Below are 20406 nucleotides of genomic sequence, written 5' to 3'. Positions count from 1 at the left end.
TTATTGATAATAATTATCATTTACTAGGCTGTCTGTTTTTTATAAGATCGAGATAAGAGCACATGACATCATTGAAATCACGAAGGAATGAGGCTGAACATGCAAACACGTATTGAACATGACACCATGGGTGAGGTTGAAGTTCCGAATGACGCGCTTTGGGGCGCACAAACTCAGCGCAGCTTACAAAATTTTAAAATCGGCAATGAGCGTTTACCACGCGCCATGATTCGCGCTATGGGTTTGGTTAAAAAAGCTGCGGCAATAACCAATGCAAACTTAGGGCAAATCCCTCAAGAGTTGGCGCAGTACATTGTCGGTGCAGCAGATGAAGTCATTGCAGGGCAGTGGGACAGTCAATTTCCTTTGGTGGTGTGGCAAACAGGTTCGGGTACGCAAAGTAACATGAACTGTAATGAAGTGATTGCCAATATCGCCAATCAAAAACTGGGGAATCCTTTAGGTGCACAAAAGCCTGTACATCCGAATGATCATGTCAACCGCGCCCAATCGACCAATGATTCTTTTCCAACTGCAATTCATGTGGCAGCGAGTTTGCAAATTAATGAACTGCTCATTCCTGCAGTAAAGAGTTTGCGCGATACGTTGCATGCGAAAAGTGAAGAATTTTCTGAAATTGTCAAAATTGGACGTACACATTTACAAGATGCGACACCATTAACTTTAGGGCAGGAATTTAGTGGCTATGTATCTCAATTAGATCATAGTTTAAAGCGTTTGGAACAGGCTTTAACAGGCTTGTATGAGTTGCCGCTTGGTGGTACAGCAGTCGGTACAGGCTTAAATGCACATCCTGATTATGCGGTACAGGCAGCGGAGCAATTGGCACAGCTTACAGGCTTAGCTTTTGTGACTGCACCAAATAAGTTTGAGGCTTTGGCAGGGCGTGATGCTGCAGTATTTGCTTCGGGTGCATTAAAAACTTTGGCGGTGAGTTTAAATAAAATTGCCAATGATATTCGCTGGTTAGCCAGTGGCCCGCGTTGTGGTTTTGGTGAGTTGCGTATTCCAGAAAATGAACCTGGTTCAAGTATTATGCCGGGTAAGGTTAATCCAACACAAAGCGAAGCGATGACCATGGTAGTTGCACAGGTATTGGGCAATGACACCACGATTAACGTGGCAGGTGCATCGGGCAATTTTGAGCTGAATGTATTTATGCCAGTGATCGCATATAACTTATTGCAATCTATTCAACTCTTGGGTGATGCCTGCAATAGCTTTAATGAGCATTGTGCCGTTGGCATTCAAGCAAACCGTGAAAAAATAGATCACTTTTTGCATGATTCACTCATGTTAGTGACCGCTTTGAATCCTGTAATTGGTTATGAGAATGCAGCGAAGGTGGCTAAAACAGCTTATAAGGAAAATAAAACCTTAAAGCAAGTTGCAGTAGAGCTGAATTTGGTCACAGCAGAGCAGTTTGATGAAGTGGTACGTCCTGAACAAATGATTGCACCGAATACCAAGTAATCAGTTTTAAACAAATTCAAGGTCTGTGTTTGTCTGCACATGATGCGAGGTAGACACAGACTTTGTTTATGAAAATCAGGGAAAATTTTGGGCATCCTTCCTTATTAAAATTATGTTGTGTATAATTACACAATGAACAGCAAAGACATTATTAAGCGTCTTGAGCAGGAAGGCTGGTACAAAGTGGGTGGTAAAGGCGACCATGAAAAGTATAAGCATCCTGAAAAGCCTGGACATGTTGTGGTACCACATCCACGTAAAGATATGCCAATAGGAACTCTACGCAATATATATAAACAGGCTGGTTGGGAGTGGAGGTAAAAATGTTATATCCAGTATATGTTCACAAAGATGAAGATAGCGCATACGGTTTAACCTTTCCTGACTTTGATGGATGCTTTAGCGCAGCAGATGAGATGCAAGATATTCAGCGCATGGCACAGGAAGCGGTTGAAGTTCACTTTGATGGTGAAGATATTCCGTTACCAGAACCATCAAGCCCAGAGCAATGGTTAGGTGATGAGCGATTTGAGGGGGGTTTTTGGTTGTTAGTTGATATTGATACAACAAAAGTAAATACAAAGTCTATTCGTATTAATATCAGCATGCCAGAAGCTTTAGTGAAACGTATTGATGCTGTTGCAAAAAAACAACATTTAAGCCGTTCGGCATTCTTAGCTAAAAGCGCGGAAATGGCGTTGCATTAATCAAGTAAAATATACTAAACCCAGCCTAAATGCTGGGTTTTCTATTGCACCTAATTTGAATGTAGAGGGGTAATTCATCCTAATACGATTTTAAATTTATGTGTTGGTTTAAAGACATAATTTGCATAACGGCAGAATAGGCTGCTACAAGGTGCTATCTAAATGTAATAGTTAAAAACCCGTCATTTAGTCGCATAAACCACTTTTAGATGCTTTCTTTTATGTCCGTTCCTTATTCAACTTACATTGATTAAGCTGCCATAATTGCTAGAATACGCAATACTTCAAAATACTGTTTTGCTAAAGTTTTGCATTTATTTTGCAAAATTTAATTTTTTTATAAGCAACTCAATATCTTAACTACGGAAATTTTCAATGCTCTCAATTTATTTAACAGATGTTCAGCAACACGTGCAATTTAAAGATTACCCGGGTGAGCAGCCTGTTAAATTTATCTTGAATTTTAAAAAGATTTTTCCAAGTGTAATGGAGCTTTTACTACCTGTATTGCCTGAAAATGAAAATCTGGAAGAAATGACGTGGGAATCAACCACTGCAGATTTAGAGTTATTTAAATTGCTGCTCAGTGGGTGGGGCGTGATTGAATTACGTTTAAATGCGCTCAGTCAGTTCAAGGGCAAGACATTTGCAGATCAGTTAGTGAAACAAGCCCAACAAAAACGTAAAGATTTCGCCAAAGCACAACAACAATTACAAACTGTGGAGCTAGATTACTTATTTATGCATGAAACACATGCCTTAATTGATGCTGAATTGGTAGAAGTAGGTGAAAAGTTCTATTTGCCAATTTTGCGTGATTTATGGAAAGGCAAAGTATCTACAAAAGTATTGGAAGCGAAGTTTTAAGAACAAACCCATATTAAAAAGCTGTCTCGGCGGCTTTTATTTTTTATAGAATCATACAAGACGATTAGCAACCACTTGCAAATTCAAGATTAATTCAAAATAGCCTAAGCAAAGATTTTAGAAATTTCCTCTCTTAAGAAATAATGCCTTGAATTTTCCTGTAAATCTTTATGCCAATACATCCCCATATTAATTACAGGCAAGTCTACAGGCACATCAAAAATATTCAATTTTTGGCTCATATTCAAATGCTTTAAAATCATTTTAGGAATAGTTAGTATGGCTTGAGGATGCTGCTGTAAAATCTGTAACGCCGTAGAATAGTGCTGACAACGTAAAAAAACCTGCCGTGATAATTGCTTTTGATGCAAATAAATATCTTCTAGCAACATACCAGTACGCCGTGATGAAACCCCAATATGTGCAGAAGATAAATAAAGTGCAGTATTCATTTCTTGTTGTGAACTACAGACCACAAATTGGTCTTGAACTAAGGATTGAAACTGAATTTTATCGCCAAAGTTTTGTTCTAAATCAATTACAAAATCAATTTGTTGTGTTGCTAAATCTGCCAAAACCGTTTTGCGGTCTAATTTGTGGCTCAGAAATTGAATATCCAAGTTCAACTTTTGAAAATGTGCCACCAATTTAGGAAAAATAATCGGTTCAATTTCATCATGGATAGCAATTTTGAGCGATTGCAACATATTCGGCTCAAATTGCTGTTTCTGTATTGCAATACTTTGAATCGCCAACAAGGCATTTTTAATAGTCGGATAAATTTGCTCGGCAAAAGGCGTAGGCAGCATTTTATTGCCACTTCGCACCAGTAAATCATCTTGTAAATGTTGTCTTAAACGCTGCAAAGCATGACTGGCGGCAGATTGGCTAATACACAAAATTTGTGCAGCTTTGGAAATACTGCGCTGCTCATAAATTGCAACAAACATCGGGTATAAATTGATGTCTAAACGATGAAAAACGGTAAGATCAACTTTTGCATTGTTATGAACATGATTCATAGTGTTTTATTGAATTAAATCATTTTGTTCATATTACTTTTCAAGTTAAGGTGTTGTAAAGCAATGAATACAAATTTTAAGGGATTTGAACCATGTTTGAGCTATCTGCACGCGCCAAAGACTATATAGAACGTACCAAAGCCTTTATTGCCAAAGAAATTGAGCCGATTGAAGCTGAATTCTGGGCAGAAGTTCACGAATTAAATCAGGGTGGTGACTGGACTAAATGGCAATGGCCAGCACAATTAAAACAATTAAAAGCCAAAGCCAAAGCTGCAGGTTTATGGAATATGTTTTTACCTTGTCCAGAATTAGGACAAGGTTTGTCGGTACAAGAATATGCACACATTGCAGAGTTGAGTGGACGCAGTTTGATTGCGCCAACCGTATTTAACTGTAATGCACCCGACAGCGGCAACATGGAAGTTTTATGGCGCTATGGTTCTGAAGCACAAAAGGCAGAATGGCTGACACCGCTGCTTGAAGGTAAAATTCGTTCTGTGTTTTGTATGACTGAACCTGCAGTGGCTTCAAGTGATGCGACCAATATGCAGGCAACAGCAGTCGTAGACGGCGATGAAATTGTCTTGAATGGTCGTAAATGGTGGTCTTCAGGTTTGGGCGATCCAAATGCCAAAATTATTATTTTTATGGCGCATACGCCCGATGAAACTAAAGACCGTCATCATCAACACTCTATGGTTTTAGTCCCTGTAGATACTGCGGGCGTTAAAATTGAACGTATGTTACCTGTATTTGGTGATTACGATGCGCCACACGGTCATGGCGAAGTTAGTTTTGATAACGTGCGTGTGCCTGTTGCCAACTTTATTGGCGGTGCAGGACAAGGTTTTGAAATTGCACAAGGTCGTTTAGGGCCGGGGCGTATTCACCATTGTATGCGTTGTATTGGCGCAGCAGAAAAATCTTTGGAATTGATGATTGACCGTGGCATGAGCCGTACCGCATTTGGCAAGGAAATTCTGAAACTCGGTGGCAATTTGGAGCGCGTAGCGGAAGCGCGTGTGGCGATTGATCAAGCACGTTTATTAACTCTCTATGCAGCCTATAAAATGGATACTTTAGGCAATATGGCAGCACTTACCGAAATTTCTGCCATTAAAGTGGTTGCACCAAGTGTCTTGGAAAAAGTAGTTGATATGGCGATGCAGATTCATGGTGGTGCAGGCGTATCTAGAGATACACCGTTGACAGGTTTCTTTGCCCAAGCGCGTAGTTTACGTCTTGCCGATGGGCCAGACGAAGTACACAAAGGCATGATTGCCAAACTTGAGTTGGCTAAACGTGGTTATCGTAGCAGCCGCAAAAAATAAGTCAGTTGCGAATTTTTTATTGTGTCGCTTGGTAGTGTATTCGGCAATATTTCTGATATTGCCGATACATCTCAAGAGAACACGGAAAATCTATGTTAGATTAAAAAAATTGGAAAATTAGGGAAAAATAATGTCAGTTATTGATGTAGGCGGCACAGTACGCGAAGGCGAAGAACTCGATATTCAGGCAGTGACAGCATGGTTAAAACAACAAAATGTCGATGTCGTAGAACCTGTAGAAGTCACACAATATTCAGGCGGTGCATCGAACTGGACATATCGCCTTAAGTACAGCAATGCTGATTTAATTTTGCGTCGTCCGCCCAAAGGTACTAAAGCTAAATCTGCACATGACATGGCGCGTGAATATCATGTGCAAAAGAATTTAGCCCCGTTTTATCCTGTGTTACCTGAAATGGTGGCGTTGTGTCAGGATGAAGCTGTAATTGGCTGCGATTTTTACGTGATGCAACGTATTGAAGGCATTATCCCACGTGCAAAATTGCCACCAGAGCTTGATTTTAGCGAAACTCAAGTACATGAACTTTGTGTAAATGTCATTGATAAACTGATTGAGCTGCATCAAGTACCTTATGCAGGAACTGAGCTAGAAAAATTAGGGAAAGGTGATGGTTATTGCCGACGTCAGGTAGAAGGTTGGGATGCACGCTATGCCAAAGCACATACCATCAACGTGCCATCTTTTAAATATGTGCGTAAATGGTTGTTAGACCATATTCCTGTAGATTCAAAAACCTGCATTATTCATAACGACTGGCGTTTTGATAATGTGATTTTAGACCCGAAACATCCGACTCAAGTGATTGGCGTTTTGGACTGGGAAATGGCAACACTGGGCGATCCACTCATGGATTTAGGCTCGGCTTTGGCATATTGGGTTGAAGATACCGATAATCAAATTTTTAAAGCCACCCGTCGTCAACCAACGCACTTAAAAGGCATGTTCACACGTCAGCAAGTGGTGGACTATTATTTGCAAAAAACAGGCTTGAGCACCGATAACTGGACATTCTATGAAGTGTTTGGAATTTTCCGTTTAGCGGTGATCGCCCAGCAAATTTATTATCGTTATTTCCACAAGCAAACCAATAATCCTGCATTTAAGGATTTCTGGATTGTCATTCATGCTTTGCATATTCGTGCCTTAAAGTTAATTGGTTTACAAAAACTGGAAGCAAATGAACTAGCACAAAAATATATCGCCAAATTTAAGGAATTGATGCCGAAATGACCACCATTTATTTAATTCGTCATGGGCAAGCATCTTTTGGGGCAGAAAGTTATGATCAACTTTCGCCTAATGGTGAGTTACAAGCCAAATTGCTCGGACGTTATTTTGATCGCATTTTAAAAGAAGCACCCTATGTGGTGGCTGGTTCAATGCAGCGCCATCAGCAAACTGCACAACTGGCTTTGGCAGAATGTTTTCCTGAGGTCGAAATTCATACCGACAGCGCATGGAACGAGTTTAATCATCAACAGGTTTTCGCGCAGTATGAACCGCGTTTTAATCAACCTGAATTGATGAAAGAAGATGTCGCCAAAGAGGTCAATCCTCGTGCATATTTGGCAAAAATTTTTGAAGGTGCGATAGAACGCTGGACGGGCGGTGAATATCACCATGAATATGAAGAATCTTGGCCGCATTTTAAACAGCGTGTCGAAGATGCATTGCAGCATTTATGTGATGACTTAGCCCAAAAACAACCACGATATGCTGTGGTATTTACTTCTGGTGGTGTGATTTCTGTGGCTGCAGGTAAAATTTTAGGCTTAACGCCCAATAAAACCTTTGCATTGAACTGGGCAATTACTAACTCAAGTATCACCACTTTACGTTTGGTCGGCAGTGAACCACAACTGTTAAGCTTGAATGAACATCATTTTATTAAAGCTGAAAACTCAAATTTATTGACTTGGATTTAAGGATCAAACCATGACAAAAACAATTCTAATTACAGGTGCAAGTTCAGGTATTGGTGCGGGTATGGCACGTGAATTTGCTCAAATGGGTTATAACCTTGCAATTTGCGCCCGACGTTTAGAGCGTTTGGAAACGCTGAAACAAGAACTGGAAAGCCAGTTTGGTATTCGTGTTATTGCAAAAACGCTGGATGTCACCAATTATGATCAGGTGTTTCAGGTGTTTCGTGAATTTAAACAAGATTTTGGACAAATTGACCGCATTATTGTCAATGCAGGCGTGGGCGAAGGACGTCGCATTGGTAAAGGTAATTTTGCCATCAACAAAGCCACAGTAGAAACCAACTTTATTTCAGCTTTGGCGCAGTGTGAAGCCGCGGTTGAAATTTTCCGTGAGCAAAACTCAGGGCATTTGGTGATGATTTCATCTATGAGTGCCATTCGTGGTATGCCAAAACATCTTACTGCTTACGGTGCAAGTAAAGCTGCAGTAGCACATTTAGCAGAAGGAATTCGTGCAGAATTAATTGATACACCTATTCAAGTTACGACTATTTTCCCTGGTTATATTCGTACCGAAATCAACGAAGGTGCAAAAAAACTGCCTTTTGAAGTTGATGAAAAAACAGGTTCACGCTTACTTGCTGCAGAAATTGAAAAAGCGCCAATTAAAGCCTATGTACCTAAATGGCCATGGTTGCCATTGGGCTTAGCTATGAAAGTTTTACCATTAAAATTGGTCAATAAACTCGGCTAAATAGCAGCGATATCATAGTATTTGAATAGCATCCTGAAATTTAAAGCTGATGATGAATGCAATCACTTTAAATGACACGATGCTATTTTTATATTTGAGTCTCTACTTTTGTTTGGGTTTAAAATTTGTATTTTCGGTTTTCGTATTTAAGAGTGAAATGTGATGTGGCTTAGAACAGCAACCCTTGCCTTAATTCCCGCTTTGGTGATTCAGGGAAGTCGTGTTAAAAAGAACACGATCCGATTGCCTGAAGCCGAAGGCGCACGAGAAGGTATTACAGGGCAAGGGCAAACGCTGTCATTATTGATTTTAGGCGATTCTGCCGCTGCAGGCGTTGGGGTAGCACATCAAAATGATGCGCTTTTAGGTGCGGTGATTTCTGCTTTGCAGCATCAGTACCAAGTACATTGGCGTTTAGAGGCGCAGTCTGGAGATACTACCTCACAAGTCATTCAAAAAACGAAAAAACTGGTAAATCAAAAATATGATGTTGTGGTTACTTCTGTTGGTGTCAACGATGTAACACGCTTAATGTCGGCACAGACTTGGATTAAACAACAGCAACATTTTTATCAACTTATTCAAGCGAAATTCCAACCTGAATTAATCATTGCTACGGGGGTTCCACCAATGCATTTATTTCCCGCATTGCCCAATCCATTATCTTGGCTATTTGGACAATACGCAAAACAAATGAACTTACAATTAGAAAAAATGATTGCACAACAAGAAGATATGCAGTGGATTGAATATGATATTCGAAAATATCAATCCATGAATTTAGAAATGGCAAAAGATGGTTTTCATCCAAGTAAAGAAATTTACCAGATTTGGGGGAAAGAAGTCTCGGATAGGATTTTGGAGTGGTTTTAGGTAAATTAACTTAAATAATGGTATAGTGTTAACAATCGTCAACACTAAATTATAATTAAATCATCAAGCAGAATGAAAATATGAAGAAACATCCCAATAAACATATTCGCGAAGCAATTGAATATGCGATTGAAAACGGCTGGGATGTTGTCGATTCAGGTAAATCAGCACATGCAAAACAAATCTTGCGTAAAGTAAAGCAATGTCATGGAGATGAACTATGAATAACTATCACTTTACTGTTGTGGTACGTGACGCACGTTCTGATCTGTCTGTGCTAGAAGATAAGTTCTTTGAAGCGGGTTGTGATGATGCATTAGTTTGCAGTTATAACGATACAATTTATCTTGAGTTTGACCGTGAAGCTGAAAATGCAGAACAAGCGATTCACTCAGCATTAGACAATATTCGCTCATTAGGATTTCATGATCTGATAGTAGAAGAGCAAGGTTATTCAACTTTGGCAGTAATGGCTGAACGTGCTGGAATGACTCGTCAAGCATTATCTTTATATGCGCAAAATAAACGTGGTGACGGAAACTTTCCACGTCCGATGTATGGACTTGCATCTAGATCTGCAATGTATTTTTGGCCAGAAGTTGCGACATGGTTATTCAATCAAGGGAAGTTACATAAAAATCATTATGAAGTTGCTCGTACTGCAATGTCTTAGCTTAATTTAAAGACCAAAGGTTCAATCTATAAATGTCTGATTCTAAAATAGAAACCCATCCACTCGAACCCTTTTTACCAGCCAATGCCAAGCTGTTAATGCTTGGGAGTTTTCCACCACCTAAAAGCCGTTGGAAAATGGATTTTTATTATCCGAATTATCAAAATGATATGTGGCGAATTTTGGGCTTATGCTTTTTTCAAGATAAAAACTACTTTTTAGATTTAGAAGCTAAAAATTTTCATCTTCATAAAATTATTGATTTTTTAAACACCACTGGCATTGCTATTTCAGATACGGCGCAGCAGGTGATTCGCTTAAAAGGCAATGCATCAGACAAATTTTTACAGATTGAAAAACCAATGGATATTGCAGCACTTTTAAGCAAGATACCTTTATGTCAAAGCATTATGACCACAGGCGATAAAGCGACTGATACACTCATGTTATCTATGCCTGAATCTGCCGAAAAACCTCAAATTGGGCAGGCGACACATTGCTATTTTGCCAAGCGTGAGCTGCATTTATATCGGATGCCTTCATCTTCACGAGCCTATCCTTTAGCTTTAGAGAAAAAGGCAGAAGCGTATTTTAACTTATTTAAAGAAATAGGCTTACTATAAGTAACTTTAAATAATTGTAGACAGTGATGGCAGAGAAAGAAAAATACGCTTCCATAATTAATGTCTATCTATTGTCATTACATCATCCATTCAATAGGGAATAATGAAACTGTTTTCATCATAAAACGCTGAAACTGTGTGGTTTCAGGATCATGATGATACGTTTGAATACTGCCATCTGCCTGATGATCTAACCAAATAATTTGACCGTTTTCGTCTAATTGCAGTTCATACGCAATTTGTGGCAAATAGCGGTCTAAAGATTGAGAAACATCGTTTTGCAATTGTTCAGACTCTAACACCAAGCCAACTTCGGTATTTAATTTTGCAGAACGAGGATCAAGGTTAAAAGAACCTACAAAGACCATGCCATCTATATCAAAGAATTTGGCATGTAAACTCGAGGCGTTTTTGCCTTTGGCAGGAATTACGTTACCCGTTGCAACTTCATACCAAGTACGCTTTTTTCGTTCAATATAAGGCTTAAATTCATATAAACGAATACCTGATTTAAGTAAATCTACGCGATACTGCTGATAAAATGCATGTACCAAAGGCACATCATTGGCTAAAAATGAATTGGTCAATACACGTATCTGTATTCCTTTTTCAGCCAGTTGAGTGAGTGTTTTAAGACCATCTTCTGTTGGGACAAAATAGGCAGAAACCAGTTCTAAATGTTGTTTGGGCTCACCCATTAACTTTAACATTTGTTTGTAAATCAGTTGCTCGCCTTGAGCTGTACCCCGAATTTTATTCGGAGAATCTGCCACAAAATGCGCACATACCCACTGTACAGGATGTTGTTCTAATTTGATGCTGACTTCTTCTTGCGCGTTAGCCACACGTTCACGAATTTTATCTTTATATTTGGCATTTAATTCATAGCGATTACGCAATTCTCTCAATTGCAACGCGTTGCCTGTGCCTAATAATTGCTTTACTGAATAGCTTAGTTCGTCATTCCAAAACTCTAAAAACACGGCATTGGTTTGGGGGACAGCACTGCCATAGAATAGAATATCCATATCAGTAAATTGAAAATTTTCACTGGCATCAAAATATTCACGGCTAATATTACGCCCACCTGTCACGGCAATCGCCCCATCGGCAATAATTAGTTTATTGTGCATACGGCGATTGATTTGTTTAAAACGAAACAAATAATCCATCACACGAAAATGCCGATATTTGTACGGATTGAAAATTTTTATTTCAAAATTAGGATGCTGAGCAAGCCGTTTTAAGGTTGGATCAAGTTGCGTACCATTTTGATCATCAATTAATAAACGAACTTTTACACCACGATCTGCTGCTTTGAGCAGTTCAGCCAACATCAACTGACCAATTAAATCATCTTCCCAAATGTAATATTGTAAATCTAAATGGTGCTGTGCTTTTTGAATCAAATATAAACGCGAGGCGATGCTACTAAAGGCATCATTTAGAGAAAGATACGCTGTTAAATTTTGGGATAAATGTGCATCAATTTCCTGACCATTCAGCCAATGATCTACATAATGCTCAACAGGGCTATCTTTGCTCGCTTGATTCATCGGTAAACTGCATCCTGTCAGTAAAATAGCGAAAAAAGCCAACATTCCAAGCCAGTAACAAGGTCTTTGGATCTTCATGATTATTCTTAAGTCATTCTGTATTTATACATGGAGATTATCCTCATGTTAATGCTTGAAACTCTGAATAGAAAGAGGGTATTGTGAGAGTCTGTTGATATTTTATAAATAGCTTGCGAGATATCTCTCTCACATCGCAAACATAGACGAATTGTCAGCAGCCCCTTATCATCTGTTAATGTATTTTTTAGGGATAATTTGCTCATGAAATCACGTGCAGCCGTCGCATTCGGCCCAGGTCAGCCGCTTGAAATTGTTGAAATTGATGTTGCACCGCCGCAGGCTGGAGAAGTCTTGGTCAAAATTACCCACACAGGGGTATGCCATACCGATGCATTTACCTTATCGGGTGAAGATCCTGAAGGTGTTTTCCCTGCAGTTCTTGGCCATGAAGGTGCAGGTATTGTGGTTGAAGTTGGTGAGGGTGTGACCAGTGTTCAACCAGGCGATCATGTGATTCCGCTTTACACAGCAGAATGTGGCGAATGTTTATTCTGTAAATCTGGTAAAACCAACCTATGCGTTTCCGTACGTGCGACACAAGGTAAAGGTTTAATGCCTGATGGCACGACACGTTTTTCTTATAATGGACAACCGATTTATCACTACATGGGCTGTTCAACCTTTAGTGAATATACGGTAGTTGCTGAAGTATCTTTAGCAAAAATTAATCCTGAAGCCAATCATGAGCAAGTTTGCTTATTAGGTTGCGGTGTTACAACTGGTTTAGGTGCAGTTAAAAATACTGCAAAAGTCCAAGAAGGCGATACCGTTGCGGTATTTGGCTTAGGTGGTATTGGTTTAGCTGTTGTGCAAGGTGCGCATAAAGCCAAAGCCAGCCGTATTATCGCCATTGATACCAACCCAGAGAAATTCAAATTGGCAGAACAATTTGGTGCAACCGAATTCTTAAATCCAAAAGATTATGACCGCCCAATTCAGGAAGTCATTGTGGAAAAAACAGGTTGGGGCGTAGATCATTCTTTTGAATGTATTGGAAATACCAATGTGATGCGTTCCGCTTTGGAATGTGCGCATCGTGGTTGGGGACAATCCATTATTATTGGTGTTGCAGGTGCAGGTCAGGAAATTTCAACTCGTCCATTCCAATTGGTGACAGGTCGTACTTGGAAAGGAACTGCGTTTGGTGGTGTAAAAGGTCGTTCGCAATTGCCAGGCATGGTTGAAGAAGCCATGAAGGGTGATATTCAACTCGAACCATTTGTAACGCACACCATGGGGCTAGACCAAATTAATGAAGCCTTTGATTTAATGCATGAGGGTAAATCTATTCGTAGTGTGATTCATTTTGATCAATGATGAGTAACGCGCTTAAATAAAGACCCAACAAAAACCAAGCTTCGGCTTGGTTTTTTTAACCCCTGGATTCGCTAAAACAGTAGCTTAATTTTAATAAATACATCCAATAAAAATTATTTTACAAAAAGGATTGCCAAACGGAACAATACAGCGTATTTTAATTTTAACAGCTCATTTTTTGATGAAAACAAGATGTTAAAGCAACCTTTAATCGCAAACGCTTACTATTACTTTTGGCAGTTTCAATGATTGCCTGAGTCGCGTTCGGGCAAAAGGTTGCCCACCAGTTGATACCTGATCGGCAACCCTGATCAGGTTTTTTTATGTCTGGTGTTTTGAATTTTATAGGTTTTTCGGAGATTTAATCATGTACAACGTTAATTATTCATACTTTAGCAACTTTTATTGGTTTTACTTTAGTCAATCTATGACTCAAACCTTGCAATCCATTAGACCCATAACGCTGAAATAAATGATCGGACTGTAAAAAAGAGAAACAGTCCAAAGGAACAGACCAATGAATGCTTTAAATACTGCTTTACAACAACAGACCAACAATACTGAAATTAGTTTAAGTTTACCGCATCAACTCAAAGCGCAACTCCCACTTTCATCTGCGCTAAAACAACAAATCGCACAACATCGACAGATTATTCAGAACATTTTAGCGGGCACAGACCCTCGCTTATTGGTCATTACAGGACCTTGTTCAATTCATGATCCGCAAGCAGCACTCGAATACGCAGAAAAATTAAAACAATTACAAAGCCAAGTTTCAGATCAAATTTTCTTGGTGATGCGCGCCTATATCGAAAAGCCACGTACTACGGTAGGCTGGAAAGGCTTTTTGTATGACCCAGACTTAGATGGCTCTGCAAACATGCAATTAGGCTTAGAAAAATCACGTGAACTGTATCTACAAATTATAGAAATGGGTTTACCAATTGCTTCTGAAATTTTAAGCCCAATGGCAACGGGATATTTTGATGATGTACTGGCTTGGGGTGCAATTGGCGCACGTACCAGTGAATCACAAATTCACCGTGAAATTTCTAGCGCCATGCCGTATAGCATTGGTTTCAAAAACGGAACTGATGGCTCAATTCAAATTGCATTAGATGCAATTCAATCGGCAAGTCATCCACATCAATTCATGGGAATGAGCCAGTCGGGTTTACCTGCTATTTTGTCATCACAAGGTAATCCACACGCGCATTTAATTTTACGTGGCGCAAATTCAGGGCCAAATTATCAATTGGCAGAAATTGAGAAAATTCAGCACAAAGCCAAAGGGCAGTTGCCTGCATTGATTATTGACTGTAGTCACGGTAACAGCCATAAAGACCCACAACAACAACCGCAAGTCTTGCGTACCATTGTGGCAGAACGTGAACAGACGCAAGTCCGTGGCATCATGTTAGAAAGTCATTTGGTGGATGGAAATCAAAAGATTTCTTGCGAGATGACTTATGGTCAATCTGTTACCGATGGCTGCTTGGGTTGGGATAAGACTGAACAACTGCTTATTGAGGTCGCTGAAAGCTTAAATCGTCAGGTTTTGGCTAAAACTGCATAAAAAATAAAACTCCAGAAACCCAAAAAACCTGAAATTTCAGGTTTTTTGGGTGGGAGAGTATTTAAAAATCAACTCTTCTTAGATTAGTTTTTAAAATAACAATTCTTTTGCTGCTATTAAAAACTAAGCCTGAATATCTGCATTAGGTTGTTTAGCCACAACAAATTTATAGAAAATTAAACTGATTAAGGTCACAACAGCACAGAGCAAATACGCTGCGGTATAGTCATAACCCGCAATAATCCAACCTAGAATTAACGCGCCTAAGGCGATACCAATATCGTAACAACAAAAATACGTAGATGTGGCATGACCAATACGATCTTTAGGGGAGCGTTGAATTGAAATGGTTTGCAGGCAAGGTTGGGCAGACCCGAACCCTACACCAATTAATGCAGCAGCCAACATAAAACCGAATACACTGTGTACCTGACTCAAGACAATTAATCCTAAAGCAAATAATATAATTGCAGGATAAATCACATAACTCGCCCCTTTACGATCATAAATTTTGCCTGTAATTGGGCGCAAAATCATCATCGAAACTGCAAATATCACGAAGAATAAACTCGCATAAGACAGCATATTGCGTGATTCTGCAAAGGTGGAAATAAATGACATAATACTGGCATACGCGAAAGAAACCATCATCGCCATGAGTGATACAGGAATTGCTTTTTTCTCTACAAAATCTTGAAGCCCTAATTTACGTTTAGGTGTTGTTTCAGTTTTTACTTTTTGGGTCGCAATTGGAATCATTAAACAGAAGGCGAAACCTACCCAAACACTGACGGATAGTAAGGTAGAAATACTGGCATAAGAAACACTTTGAATCAGACTTAAACCAATTAAAGGTCCCAATACAATCCCTAAATTTACTGACACCAAAAAATAGCCCATACCTTCACCTTTGCGACTGTCTGGAATAAAGTTATTGGCAATAGGGACGGTAACTGTGGTGACAATGCTGAACCAAATCCCATGTAAAAAACGCAGTACGAGTAGAAACAGTAAACTATCTACAAAAATGTATGCCACGCTACACAGACAAAACATGATTTCAGAAACATATAAGGTTTTCTTTACACCAAATTTTTCAATAATCAAACCGCTAAATGGGCGAATCGCGATTGCAGATAACATAAACAAAGTCATGGCTAAACCTGCCTGTGACAAGCTACCACCCAACTCATTCACAATATAAATAGGCAAAACTGTCGTTTGCGCAAAATAAAATATGAATAAGAACAAGTTATTGAATAAGCAGAGAATAAACGACTTATTCCATAAATGTTCAGCATTTATAGCAGACATAATTTAAACCTATATGGTGAGTGGAGCAGCGTGTAATGTGTACTTTGTTATACAGATGCTTTGTTATTGGAAATCATCACACCGCGAGATCATGCAAAAAATAATAAACCCATTTATGTGAAAAGTACAGCTATTCAATAAAATTAAACTTAAAATTAGATTTTAATGCAATTATTTTAATTATTTTATCAAATAAAGATAATTAGGTTTATTTTCTAAAGTTGCAATACAAAAAAAATCAGCCGAAGCTGATTTCTTTGAATTTGAGCGATTAAACGCTGCAAATTTAAGGCTTATAAGCCAGATTCATAGTCTGCACTTGATAAAAGCTGTTCTACATCTGCCATATTGTCTGGTTTGATTTTATAAATCCAGCCTTTGCCATACGGTTCATCATTCACAAAATCAGGGTCATCTTCTAAATTGCTATTCACTTCAACTACTTCGCCTGAAACAGGGGCGTGAATATCTGAAGCTGTTTTAACAGACTCAACCACACCAGCTTGTTCACCCGCAATTACTTTTTGACCAACTTCAGGTGCTTCTACATAGACCAAATCGCCTAAAGCATCTTGTGCATGGTCTGAAATACCTGTGACGATCAAATCACCTTCAATACGCACCCATTCATGTGTTCTTGCATATTTTAATTCAGCAGGGTGATTCATTTGATAACTCCTTAAATTGTATCGAATCTTTTTGCCATGTTTTATACATGCTTTTTGCCAAAAACAAAAGTTTATAAATACGGATCTTTACGCCAATTGCTCGGACTGCGTCCACTCCAGCGTTTAAAAGCACGACTAAAATTAGCCACATCGCTATAACCCAATTCATCGGCAATTTGTTCTAGCGTGTAGTCGGTACGGGAAAGCAGGGAAGTCGCATGTCGATAACGGACTTCATCGACCAAGTTTGAAAATGAAGTACCTTCTGCAGCCAGTTGACGTTTGAGTGTGCGGTCGGACATGTGTAGATAGTCGGCAACATTTTCAATGCTTAAATAATGCTGTTCTGCATGAGTTAAAATATCACGCACCCGCATAGAAATTCGGCGACGTTCACCTAAAGCTGAAAGCTCAGCTTCACATTGATTAATCGCAATTTGACTGGCAATAGGATCGGCATTAATCATTTTTAAGCCCAGATATTGCTTATCAAAACTTAAACCTAAATACGGCTGATCAAAACGGAATTGATGATAAGGAAATTTCGCAAAATATTGATCAAAACCCGCAGGTTTTGGGAAGTCAAAATCGACTTCGCCCGTAAAGTGTTCTGTACCTGTCATGGCTTTACTCATGGTGATCATGCCAATAATTAAAGCGATGGCGATTTCTGTGCGTAAAGGTTCCATGTGAATATCACACTGCAATTGCAGACTGGCTTTTTCGCCAAAAGTCGAGAAAAACAATTGTAAAAAGGGCATACGCAGTTGAATAAAACGATTGGCTAAAATCAGCGCATCACTAATTTCATGCGCAGTCATAATCGCATAGCCAATAAAGCCATGAATAGAAATGCGCATTTGCGTACCAAGATGATAACCGAGCGTCGATTCGCCTGTAAGTTTTAAAGCATGTTTAACCAACTCATTGGCAATAGGTGTAGGAATACGACATTCTGGGTCTGCCAACATTTCGCTATTGAGTTGAAATGGTGCAAATAAGGTATCTGCGTTATAACCCCAACGGGATACAACATCCAAAACCAATAAGCCATAAACCCCTGGAACACCTTGTTCCTGACGTGCTGATATTGTTTTCATGCATGTTCCATTGCATTTGCTAATTTTATTTTAATTTGCCTTAGCGACTGTCATCTATGCATATCTTAGTTTGCCAAACGGCGACATAAGAACGTAGATGACATATTGCATCTTGGCATGAAAATTAAAGAAATTCTATGGAAATTGTTAGACAAAACAGGCTTTGACTATATGCGATAAATCTGCATTTCATCAAAGCCTGAGTTACAGCAAAGTTGCTGGAGATGCTAATTTTTATCAGTCGATGGTTTTACGATTTTATCTTGTTCAATTAAAAAACCACCTGTTTGACGCTGCCAAAGTTGTGCATAAATTCCGTTCATAGCCACCAGTTCATCATGCGTACCTTGTTCTGCAATACGTCCTTGATCGAGCACAATTAAACGATCCATTTGTGCAATGGTAGATAGTCTGTGTGCAATCGCGATTACAGTTTTACCTTGCATGAGTTCATCGAGGCTCGATTGAATTGCCGCTTCAACCTCAGAGTCGAGCGCACTGGTGGCTTCATCTAAAATTAAAATAGGCGCATCTTTTAAGAAAACACGGGCAATGGCAATACGTTGACGTTGTCCACCTGAAAGTTTAACACCCCGTTCGCCCACGTAGGCTTCATAGCCTTTTTTGCCACGTAAATCGGTCAATTGTGGAATAAATTCTTCGGCTTTGGCTTTGCGTACAGCTTCAAACATTTCTGCATCAGTCGCGTCAGGACGACCATATTTAATATTTTCAGCCACAGTACGGTGTAATAGCGAAGTATCTTGAGTCACAAGTGCAATATTTTTACGCAAACTGTCTTGGGTCACATCTTCAATATTTTGCCCATCAATCATAATTGAGCCGTGTTTAAGCTCATAAAAATGTAAAAGCAATTGAATTAAGGTCGATTTACCTGCGCCTGAACGTCCCACGATACCAATTTTTTCGCCTGCACGAATATGCAGATTAAACTGATCAATCACGTTTTTACTGTTATAAGCAAAACTGACATCTTTAAACTGAATTTCGCCCTGAGCAACTTGTAATGGTTTTGCATCGGCTTTGTCTTGAATCGCAATTGGACGTCCGAGAGTTTTCATACCATCTTGAATGGTGCCGACATTTTCAAACAGGGCAGAGGTCTGCCACATCATAAACTCGGCAATACTGTTGAGTTTAAGAATCATGGCTGTAGTGGCAGCAATAATCCCCAATTCTGCACGGCCATTTAACCAGAGCCAAATTGCTGTACCTAAAACGCCCACATACAACACCACGCTTAATAAATTGATGCTGATTTCATATTGAGCGCCCAAACGCATTTGTTTATAAACCGTCAACATAAATTCTTGCATCGACGCTTTGGCATATTGGCTTTCGCGACCTGCATGCGCAAATAATTTTACGGTTTGAATATTGGTATAAGCATCGGTCACGCGTCCTGTCATCACCGCACGTGCATCGGCTTGTTCATTAGATACTTTGCTCAAACGCGGAATAAAATAAGCTGCTGCAAGAATAAATAAAGCCAACCATAATAATAACGGCAAAATGAGCATTGGAGAAATTGCGCCCAATACTAGGCTAATCGTAATAAAGTAAATGAATACATAGGCAAGCATATCGCCCAAAATGACCCAAAACTCACGTACTGCTAAGGCGGTTTGCATGACTTTGGCAGAGAGTCTTCCTGCAAAATCATTATGGAAAAAATCCAGACTTTGTTGCAACATTAAATTGTGGAAACGCCAACGCAAACGCATTGGAAAACCACTGTATAACATTTGATGCTTCACAATTGACTGCGCACTGGCAAAAAAGATATTGGCCAATAAAATACAAAACAGCAAAGTAAGGTTCTGCTGATGTTGCGCAAGGAAAGTATCTGGCTGACTTTGACTAAGCCATGTGACTAAATCGCCAATTTTTGCATATAGCAAAGCTTCAAAGCTGGCAGCGCCTGCAGTACATAAAACCAATAACAATAAATATGGACGTACACCTGAAGCTGCTTGCCAAACAAAGGCAAAAAACGTGGTTGGCAAGGGTTCGGTCAAACCTTTATTTGGATAAGGATCTATAAGTTTCTCGAACCACTTGAGCATACGATGTTACCTTGATGACTAAACCTAAATTTAAAGATAGATAAATTTAAGACAGTAAAAACAAAAAACTTAGGATAAAGTTAAGAGCATTCCTGTGAATATTTCTTAACTTATAGTGATACAGCTTGTAGGTCTAGTTTACGCCATAACACAGCAAATGTTGAAAATAGAAATATAGATGATTAATTTGCATACAAAATCACGTTATAGATTCACTTTTATACATAAAGCTGCAACGCATCAAAATTCATCTACCCATAAAAAGAGTATTGGTTCACATTTTTAATGATATTTCATCGAACCAATAGCATATAAATATTTAATTTTTATGAAAAATTTATTTAAACTCAACATTGATTGCTATAATCACGCCCATTTTTAGCACAACCGTGCTGTAAATTGGTTTTAAGTTG

General features: G+C 39.1%; 20 protein-coding genes. 14 read left to right on the top strand and 6 right to left on the bottom strand.

Annotation, left to right across the window (positions count from 1 at the left end; genetic code table 11):
• The first annotated feature begins 99 nt into the window (after positions 1 to 99).
• From fumC to J4G44_RS08805, 4 genes are all read left to right on the top strand, one after another.
• A complete protein-coding gene (gene fumC, locus J4G44_RS08820; protein WP_167846017.1) occupies positions 100 to 1494 on the top strand; it encodes a class II fumarate hydratase in 1395 nt (464 codons plus the stop codon).
• A gap of 132 nt (positions 1495 to 1626) precedes the next feature.
• Positions 1627 to 1815: a type II toxin-antitoxin system HicA family toxin gene (locus tag J4G44_RS08815; RefSeq protein ID WP_004973562.1), complete on the top strand. Its 189-nt coding sequence runs from the start codon at positions 1627 to 1629 to the stop codon at positions 1813 to 1815.
• 2 nt (positions 1816 to 1817) lie between these two features.
• Positions 1818 to 2201, top strand: a complete 384-nt coding sequence (locus J4G44_RS08810) for a type II toxin-antitoxin system HicB family antitoxin (RefSeq protein ID WP_004973564.1) — start codon at positions 1818 to 1820, stop codon at positions 2199 to 2201.
• Positions 2202 to 2576: 375 nt separating this feature from the next.
• Positions 2577 to 3068, top strand: a complete 492-nt coding sequence (locus tag J4G44_RS08805; protein ID WP_004973565.1) for a hypothetical protein — start codon at positions 2577 to 2579, stop codon at positions 3066 to 3068.
• Positions 3069 to 3172: 104 nt separating this feature from the next.
• On the opposite strand, the gene J4G44_RS08800 is transcribed toward J4G44_RS08805, so the two are convergent.
• The gene (locus tag J4G44_RS08800; protein WP_104851971.1) at positions 3173 to 4090 is read right to left on the bottom strand and encodes a LysR family transcriptional regulator; all 918 of its coding nucleotides are present in this window, start codon (positions 4088 to 4090) and stop codon (positions 3173 to 3175) included.
• Positions 4091 to 4182: 92 nt separating this feature from the next.
• Here J4G44_RS08800 and J4G44_RS08795 point away from each other — a divergent pair, with 92 nt between their 5' ends.
• The 8 genes from J4G44_RS08795 to J4G44_RS08760 all read left to right on the top strand — a co-directional run bounded on the left by J4G44_RS08795 (position 4183) and on the right by J4G44_RS08760 (position 10294).
• The gene (locus tag J4G44_RS08795) at positions 4183 to 5424 is read left to right on the top strand and encodes an acyl-CoA dehydrogenase family protein (protein WP_207973576.1); all 1242 of its coding nucleotides are present in this window, start codon (positions 4183 to 4185) and stop codon (positions 5422 to 5424) included.
• A 130-nt stretch (positions 5425 to 5554) separates the two neighbouring features.
• Positions 5555 to 6676: a phosphotransferase family protein gene (locus J4G44_RS08790; RefSeq protein WP_179994188.1), complete on the top strand. Its 1122-nt coding sequence runs from the start codon at positions 5555 to 5557 to the stop codon at positions 6674 to 6676.
• Positions 6673 to 7371: a histidine phosphatase family protein gene (locus tag J4G44_RS08785; protein WP_004973573.1), complete on the top strand. Its 699-nt coding sequence runs from the start codon at positions 6673 to 6675 to the stop codon at positions 7369 to 7371. The genes J4G44_RS08790 and J4G44_RS08785 overlap by 4 nt, the downstream gene beginning before the upstream one ends.
• A 10-nt stretch (positions 7372 to 7381) precedes the next feature.
• Entirely contained in the window at positions 7382 to 8125 is a 744-nt protein-coding gene (locus J4G44_RS08780) for an SDR family oxidoreductase (protein WP_004973576.1), read from the top strand.
• Positions 8126 to 8287: 162 nt separating this feature from the next.
• Complete coding sequence (locus J4G44_RS08775; protein WP_004973578.1) at positions 8288 to 8998, top strand: SGNH/GDSL hydrolase family protein; 711 nt, start codon at positions 8288 to 8290, stop codon at positions 8996 to 8998.
• 80 nt (positions 8999 to 9078) lie between these two features.
• A complete protein-coding gene (locus J4G44_RS08770; protein ID WP_004973580.1) occupies positions 9079 to 9222 on the top strand; it encodes a hypothetical protein in 144 nt (47 codons plus the stop codon).
• The gene (locus J4G44_RS08765) at positions 9219 to 9671 is read left to right on the top strand and encodes an XRE family transcriptional regulator (RefSeq protein ID WP_154320746.1); all 453 of its coding nucleotides are present in this window, start codon (positions 9219 to 9221) and stop codon (positions 9669 to 9671) included. Before J4G44_RS08770 ends, J4G44_RS08765 begins: the two co-directional genes overlap by 4 nt.
• Positions 9672 to 9703: 32 nt before the next feature.
• Entirely contained in the window at positions 9704 to 10294 is a 591-nt protein-coding gene (locus tag J4G44_RS08760; protein ID WP_104851964.1) for a uracil-DNA glycosylase family protein, read from the top strand.
• A 77-nt stretch (positions 10295 to 10371) separates the two neighbouring features.
• On the opposite strand, the gene J4G44_RS08755 is transcribed toward J4G44_RS08760, so the two are convergent.
• Positions 10372 to 11895 (bottom strand): phospholipase D family protein, encoded by a 1524-nt coding sequence (locus J4G44_RS08755; protein WP_180060048.1) that lies wholly within the window; start codon positions 11893 to 11895, stop codon positions 10372 to 10374.
• A 237-nt stretch (positions 11896 to 12132) separates the two neighbouring features.
• Here J4G44_RS08755 and J4G44_RS08750 point away from each other — a divergent pair, with 237 nt between their 5' ends.
• Both J4G44_RS08750 and J4G44_RS08745 read left to right on the top strand, forming a co-directional pair.
• Positions 12133 to 13248: an S-(hydroxymethyl)glutathione dehydrogenase/class III alcohol dehydrogenase gene (locus tag J4G44_RS08750; RefSeq protein WP_004973720.1), complete on the top strand. Its 1116-nt coding sequence runs from the start codon at positions 12133 to 12135 to the stop codon at positions 13246 to 13248.
• A 517-nt stretch (positions 13249 to 13765) separates the two neighbouring features.
• A complete protein-coding gene (locus tag J4G44_RS08745) occupies positions 13766 to 14824 on the top strand; it encodes a 3-deoxy-7-phosphoheptulonate synthase (protein WP_104851962.1) in 1059 nt (352 codons plus the stop codon).
• Between the two features lie 123 nt (positions 14825 to 14947).
• On the opposite strand, the gene J4G44_RS08740 is transcribed toward J4G44_RS08745, so the two are convergent.
• From J4G44_RS08740 to J4G44_RS08725, 4 genes are all read right to left on the bottom strand, one after another.
• Positions 14948 to 16138 carry an MFS transporter gene (locus J4G44_RS08740; protein ID WP_179994186.1) on the bottom strand — a complete coding sequence of 397 codons (1191 nt, stop codon included), beginning with the start codon at positions 16136 to 16138 and terminating at the stop codon, positions 14948 to 14950.
• A gap of 293 nt (positions 16139 to 16431) precedes the next feature.
• Positions 16432 to 16806, bottom strand: coding sequence for a glycine cleavage system protein GcvH (gene gcvH, locus J4G44_RS08735; RefSeq protein WP_104851960.1), 375 nt, complete (start codon positions 16804 to 16806; stop codon positions 16432 to 16434).
• 71 nt (positions 16807 to 16877) lie between these two features.
• Positions 16878 to 17906, bottom strand: a complete 1029-nt coding sequence (locus J4G44_RS08730; RefSeq protein ID WP_096902549.1) for a helix-turn-helix domain-containing protein — start codon at positions 17904 to 17906, stop codon at positions 16878 to 16880.
• Between the two features lie 227 nt (positions 17907 to 18133).
• Positions 18134 to 19993 (bottom strand): ABC transporter ATP-binding protein, encoded by a 1860-nt coding sequence (locus tag J4G44_RS08725; RefSeq protein ID WP_167846013.1) that lies wholly within the window; start codon positions 19991 to 19993, stop codon positions 18134 to 18136.
• Positions 19994 to 20406 lie beyond the last annotated feature (413 nt).

This window comes from Acinetobacter towneri (genome assembly GCF_017498585.1).
GTDB classification, from domain to species: Bacteria; Pseudomonadota; Gammaproteobacteria; order Pseudomonadales; family Moraxellaceae; genus Acinetobacter; species Acinetobacter towneri.
This window is presented reverse-complemented; position numbering and strand designations above follow the sequence as displayed.

Excerpts from the sequence above, each read along its gene's own strand:
- fumC (WP_167846017.1), top strand. The coding sequence starts at position 100 with ATGCAAACACGTATTGAACATGACACCATGGGTGAGGTTGAAGTTCCG.
- J4G44_RS08815 (WP_004973562.1), top strand. The coding sequence starts at position 1,627 with ATGAACAGCAAAGACATTATTAAGCGTCTTGAGCAGGAAGGCTGGTAC.
- J4G44_RS08810 (WP_004973564.1), top strand. The coding sequence starts at position 1,818 with ATGTTATATCCAGTATATGTTCACAAAGATGAAGATAGCGCATACGGT.
- J4G44_RS08805 (WP_004973565.1), top strand. The coding sequence starts at position 2,577 with ATGCTCTCAATTTATTTAACAGATGTTCAGCAACACGTGCAATTTAAA.
- J4G44_RS08800 (WP_104851971.1), bottom strand. The coding sequence starts at position 4,090 with ATGAATCATGTTCATAACAATGCAAAAGTTGATCTTACCGTTTTTCAT.
- J4G44_RS08795 (WP_207973576.1), top strand. The coding sequence starts at position 4,183 with ATGTTTGAGCTATCTGCACGCGCCAAAGACTATATAGAACGTACCAAA.
- J4G44_RS08790 (WP_179994188.1), top strand. The coding sequence starts at position 5,555 with ATGTCAGTTATTGATGTAGGCGGCACAGTACGCGAAGGCGAAGAACTC.
- J4G44_RS08785 (WP_004973573.1), top strand. The coding sequence starts at position 6,673 with ATGACCACCATTTATTTAATTCGTCATGGGCAAGCATCTTTTGGGGCA.
- J4G44_RS08780 (WP_004973576.1), top strand. The coding sequence starts at position 7,382 with ATGACAAAAACAATTCTAATTACAGGTGCAAGTTCAGGTATTGGTGCG.
- J4G44_RS08775 (WP_004973578.1), top strand. The coding sequence starts at position 8,288 with ATGTGGCTTAGAACAGCAACCCTTGCCTTAATTCCCGCTTTGGTGATT.
- J4G44_RS08770 (WP_004973580.1), top strand. The coding sequence starts at position 9,079 with ATGAAGAAACATCCCAATAAACATATTCGCGAAGCAATTGAATATGCG.
- J4G44_RS08765 (WP_154320746.1), top strand. The coding sequence starts at position 9,219 with ATGAATAACTATCACTTTACTGTTGTGGTACGTGACGCACGTTCTGAT.
- J4G44_RS08760 (WP_104851964.1), top strand. The coding sequence starts at position 9,704 with ATGTCTGATTCTAAAATAGAAACCCATCCACTCGAACCCTTTTTACCA.
- J4G44_RS08755 (WP_180060048.1), bottom strand. The coding sequence starts at position 11,895 with ATGTTGGCTTTTTTCGCTATTTTACTGACAGGATGCAGTTTACCGATG.
- J4G44_RS08750 (WP_004973720.1), top strand. The coding sequence starts at position 12,133 with ATGAAATCACGTGCAGCCGTCGCATTCGGCCCAGGTCAGCCGCTTGAA.
- J4G44_RS08745 (WP_104851962.1), top strand. The coding sequence starts at position 13,766 with ATGAATGCTTTAAATACTGCTTTACAACAACAGACCAACAATACTGAA.
- J4G44_RS08740 (WP_179994186.1), bottom strand. The coding sequence starts at position 16,138 with ATGTCTGCTATAAATGCTGAACATTTATGGAATAAGTCGTTTATTCTC.
- gcvH (WP_104851960.1), bottom strand. The coding sequence starts at position 16,806 with ATGAATCACCCTGCTGAATTAAAATATGCAAGAACACATGAATGGGTG.
- J4G44_RS08730 (WP_096902549.1), bottom strand. The coding sequence starts at position 17,906 with ATGAAAACAATATCAGCACGTCAGGAACAAGGTGTTCCAGGGGTTTAT.
- J4G44_RS08725 (WP_167846013.1), bottom strand. The coding sequence starts at position 19,993 with ATGCTCAAGTGGTTCGAGAAACTTATAGATCCTTATCCAAATAAAGGT.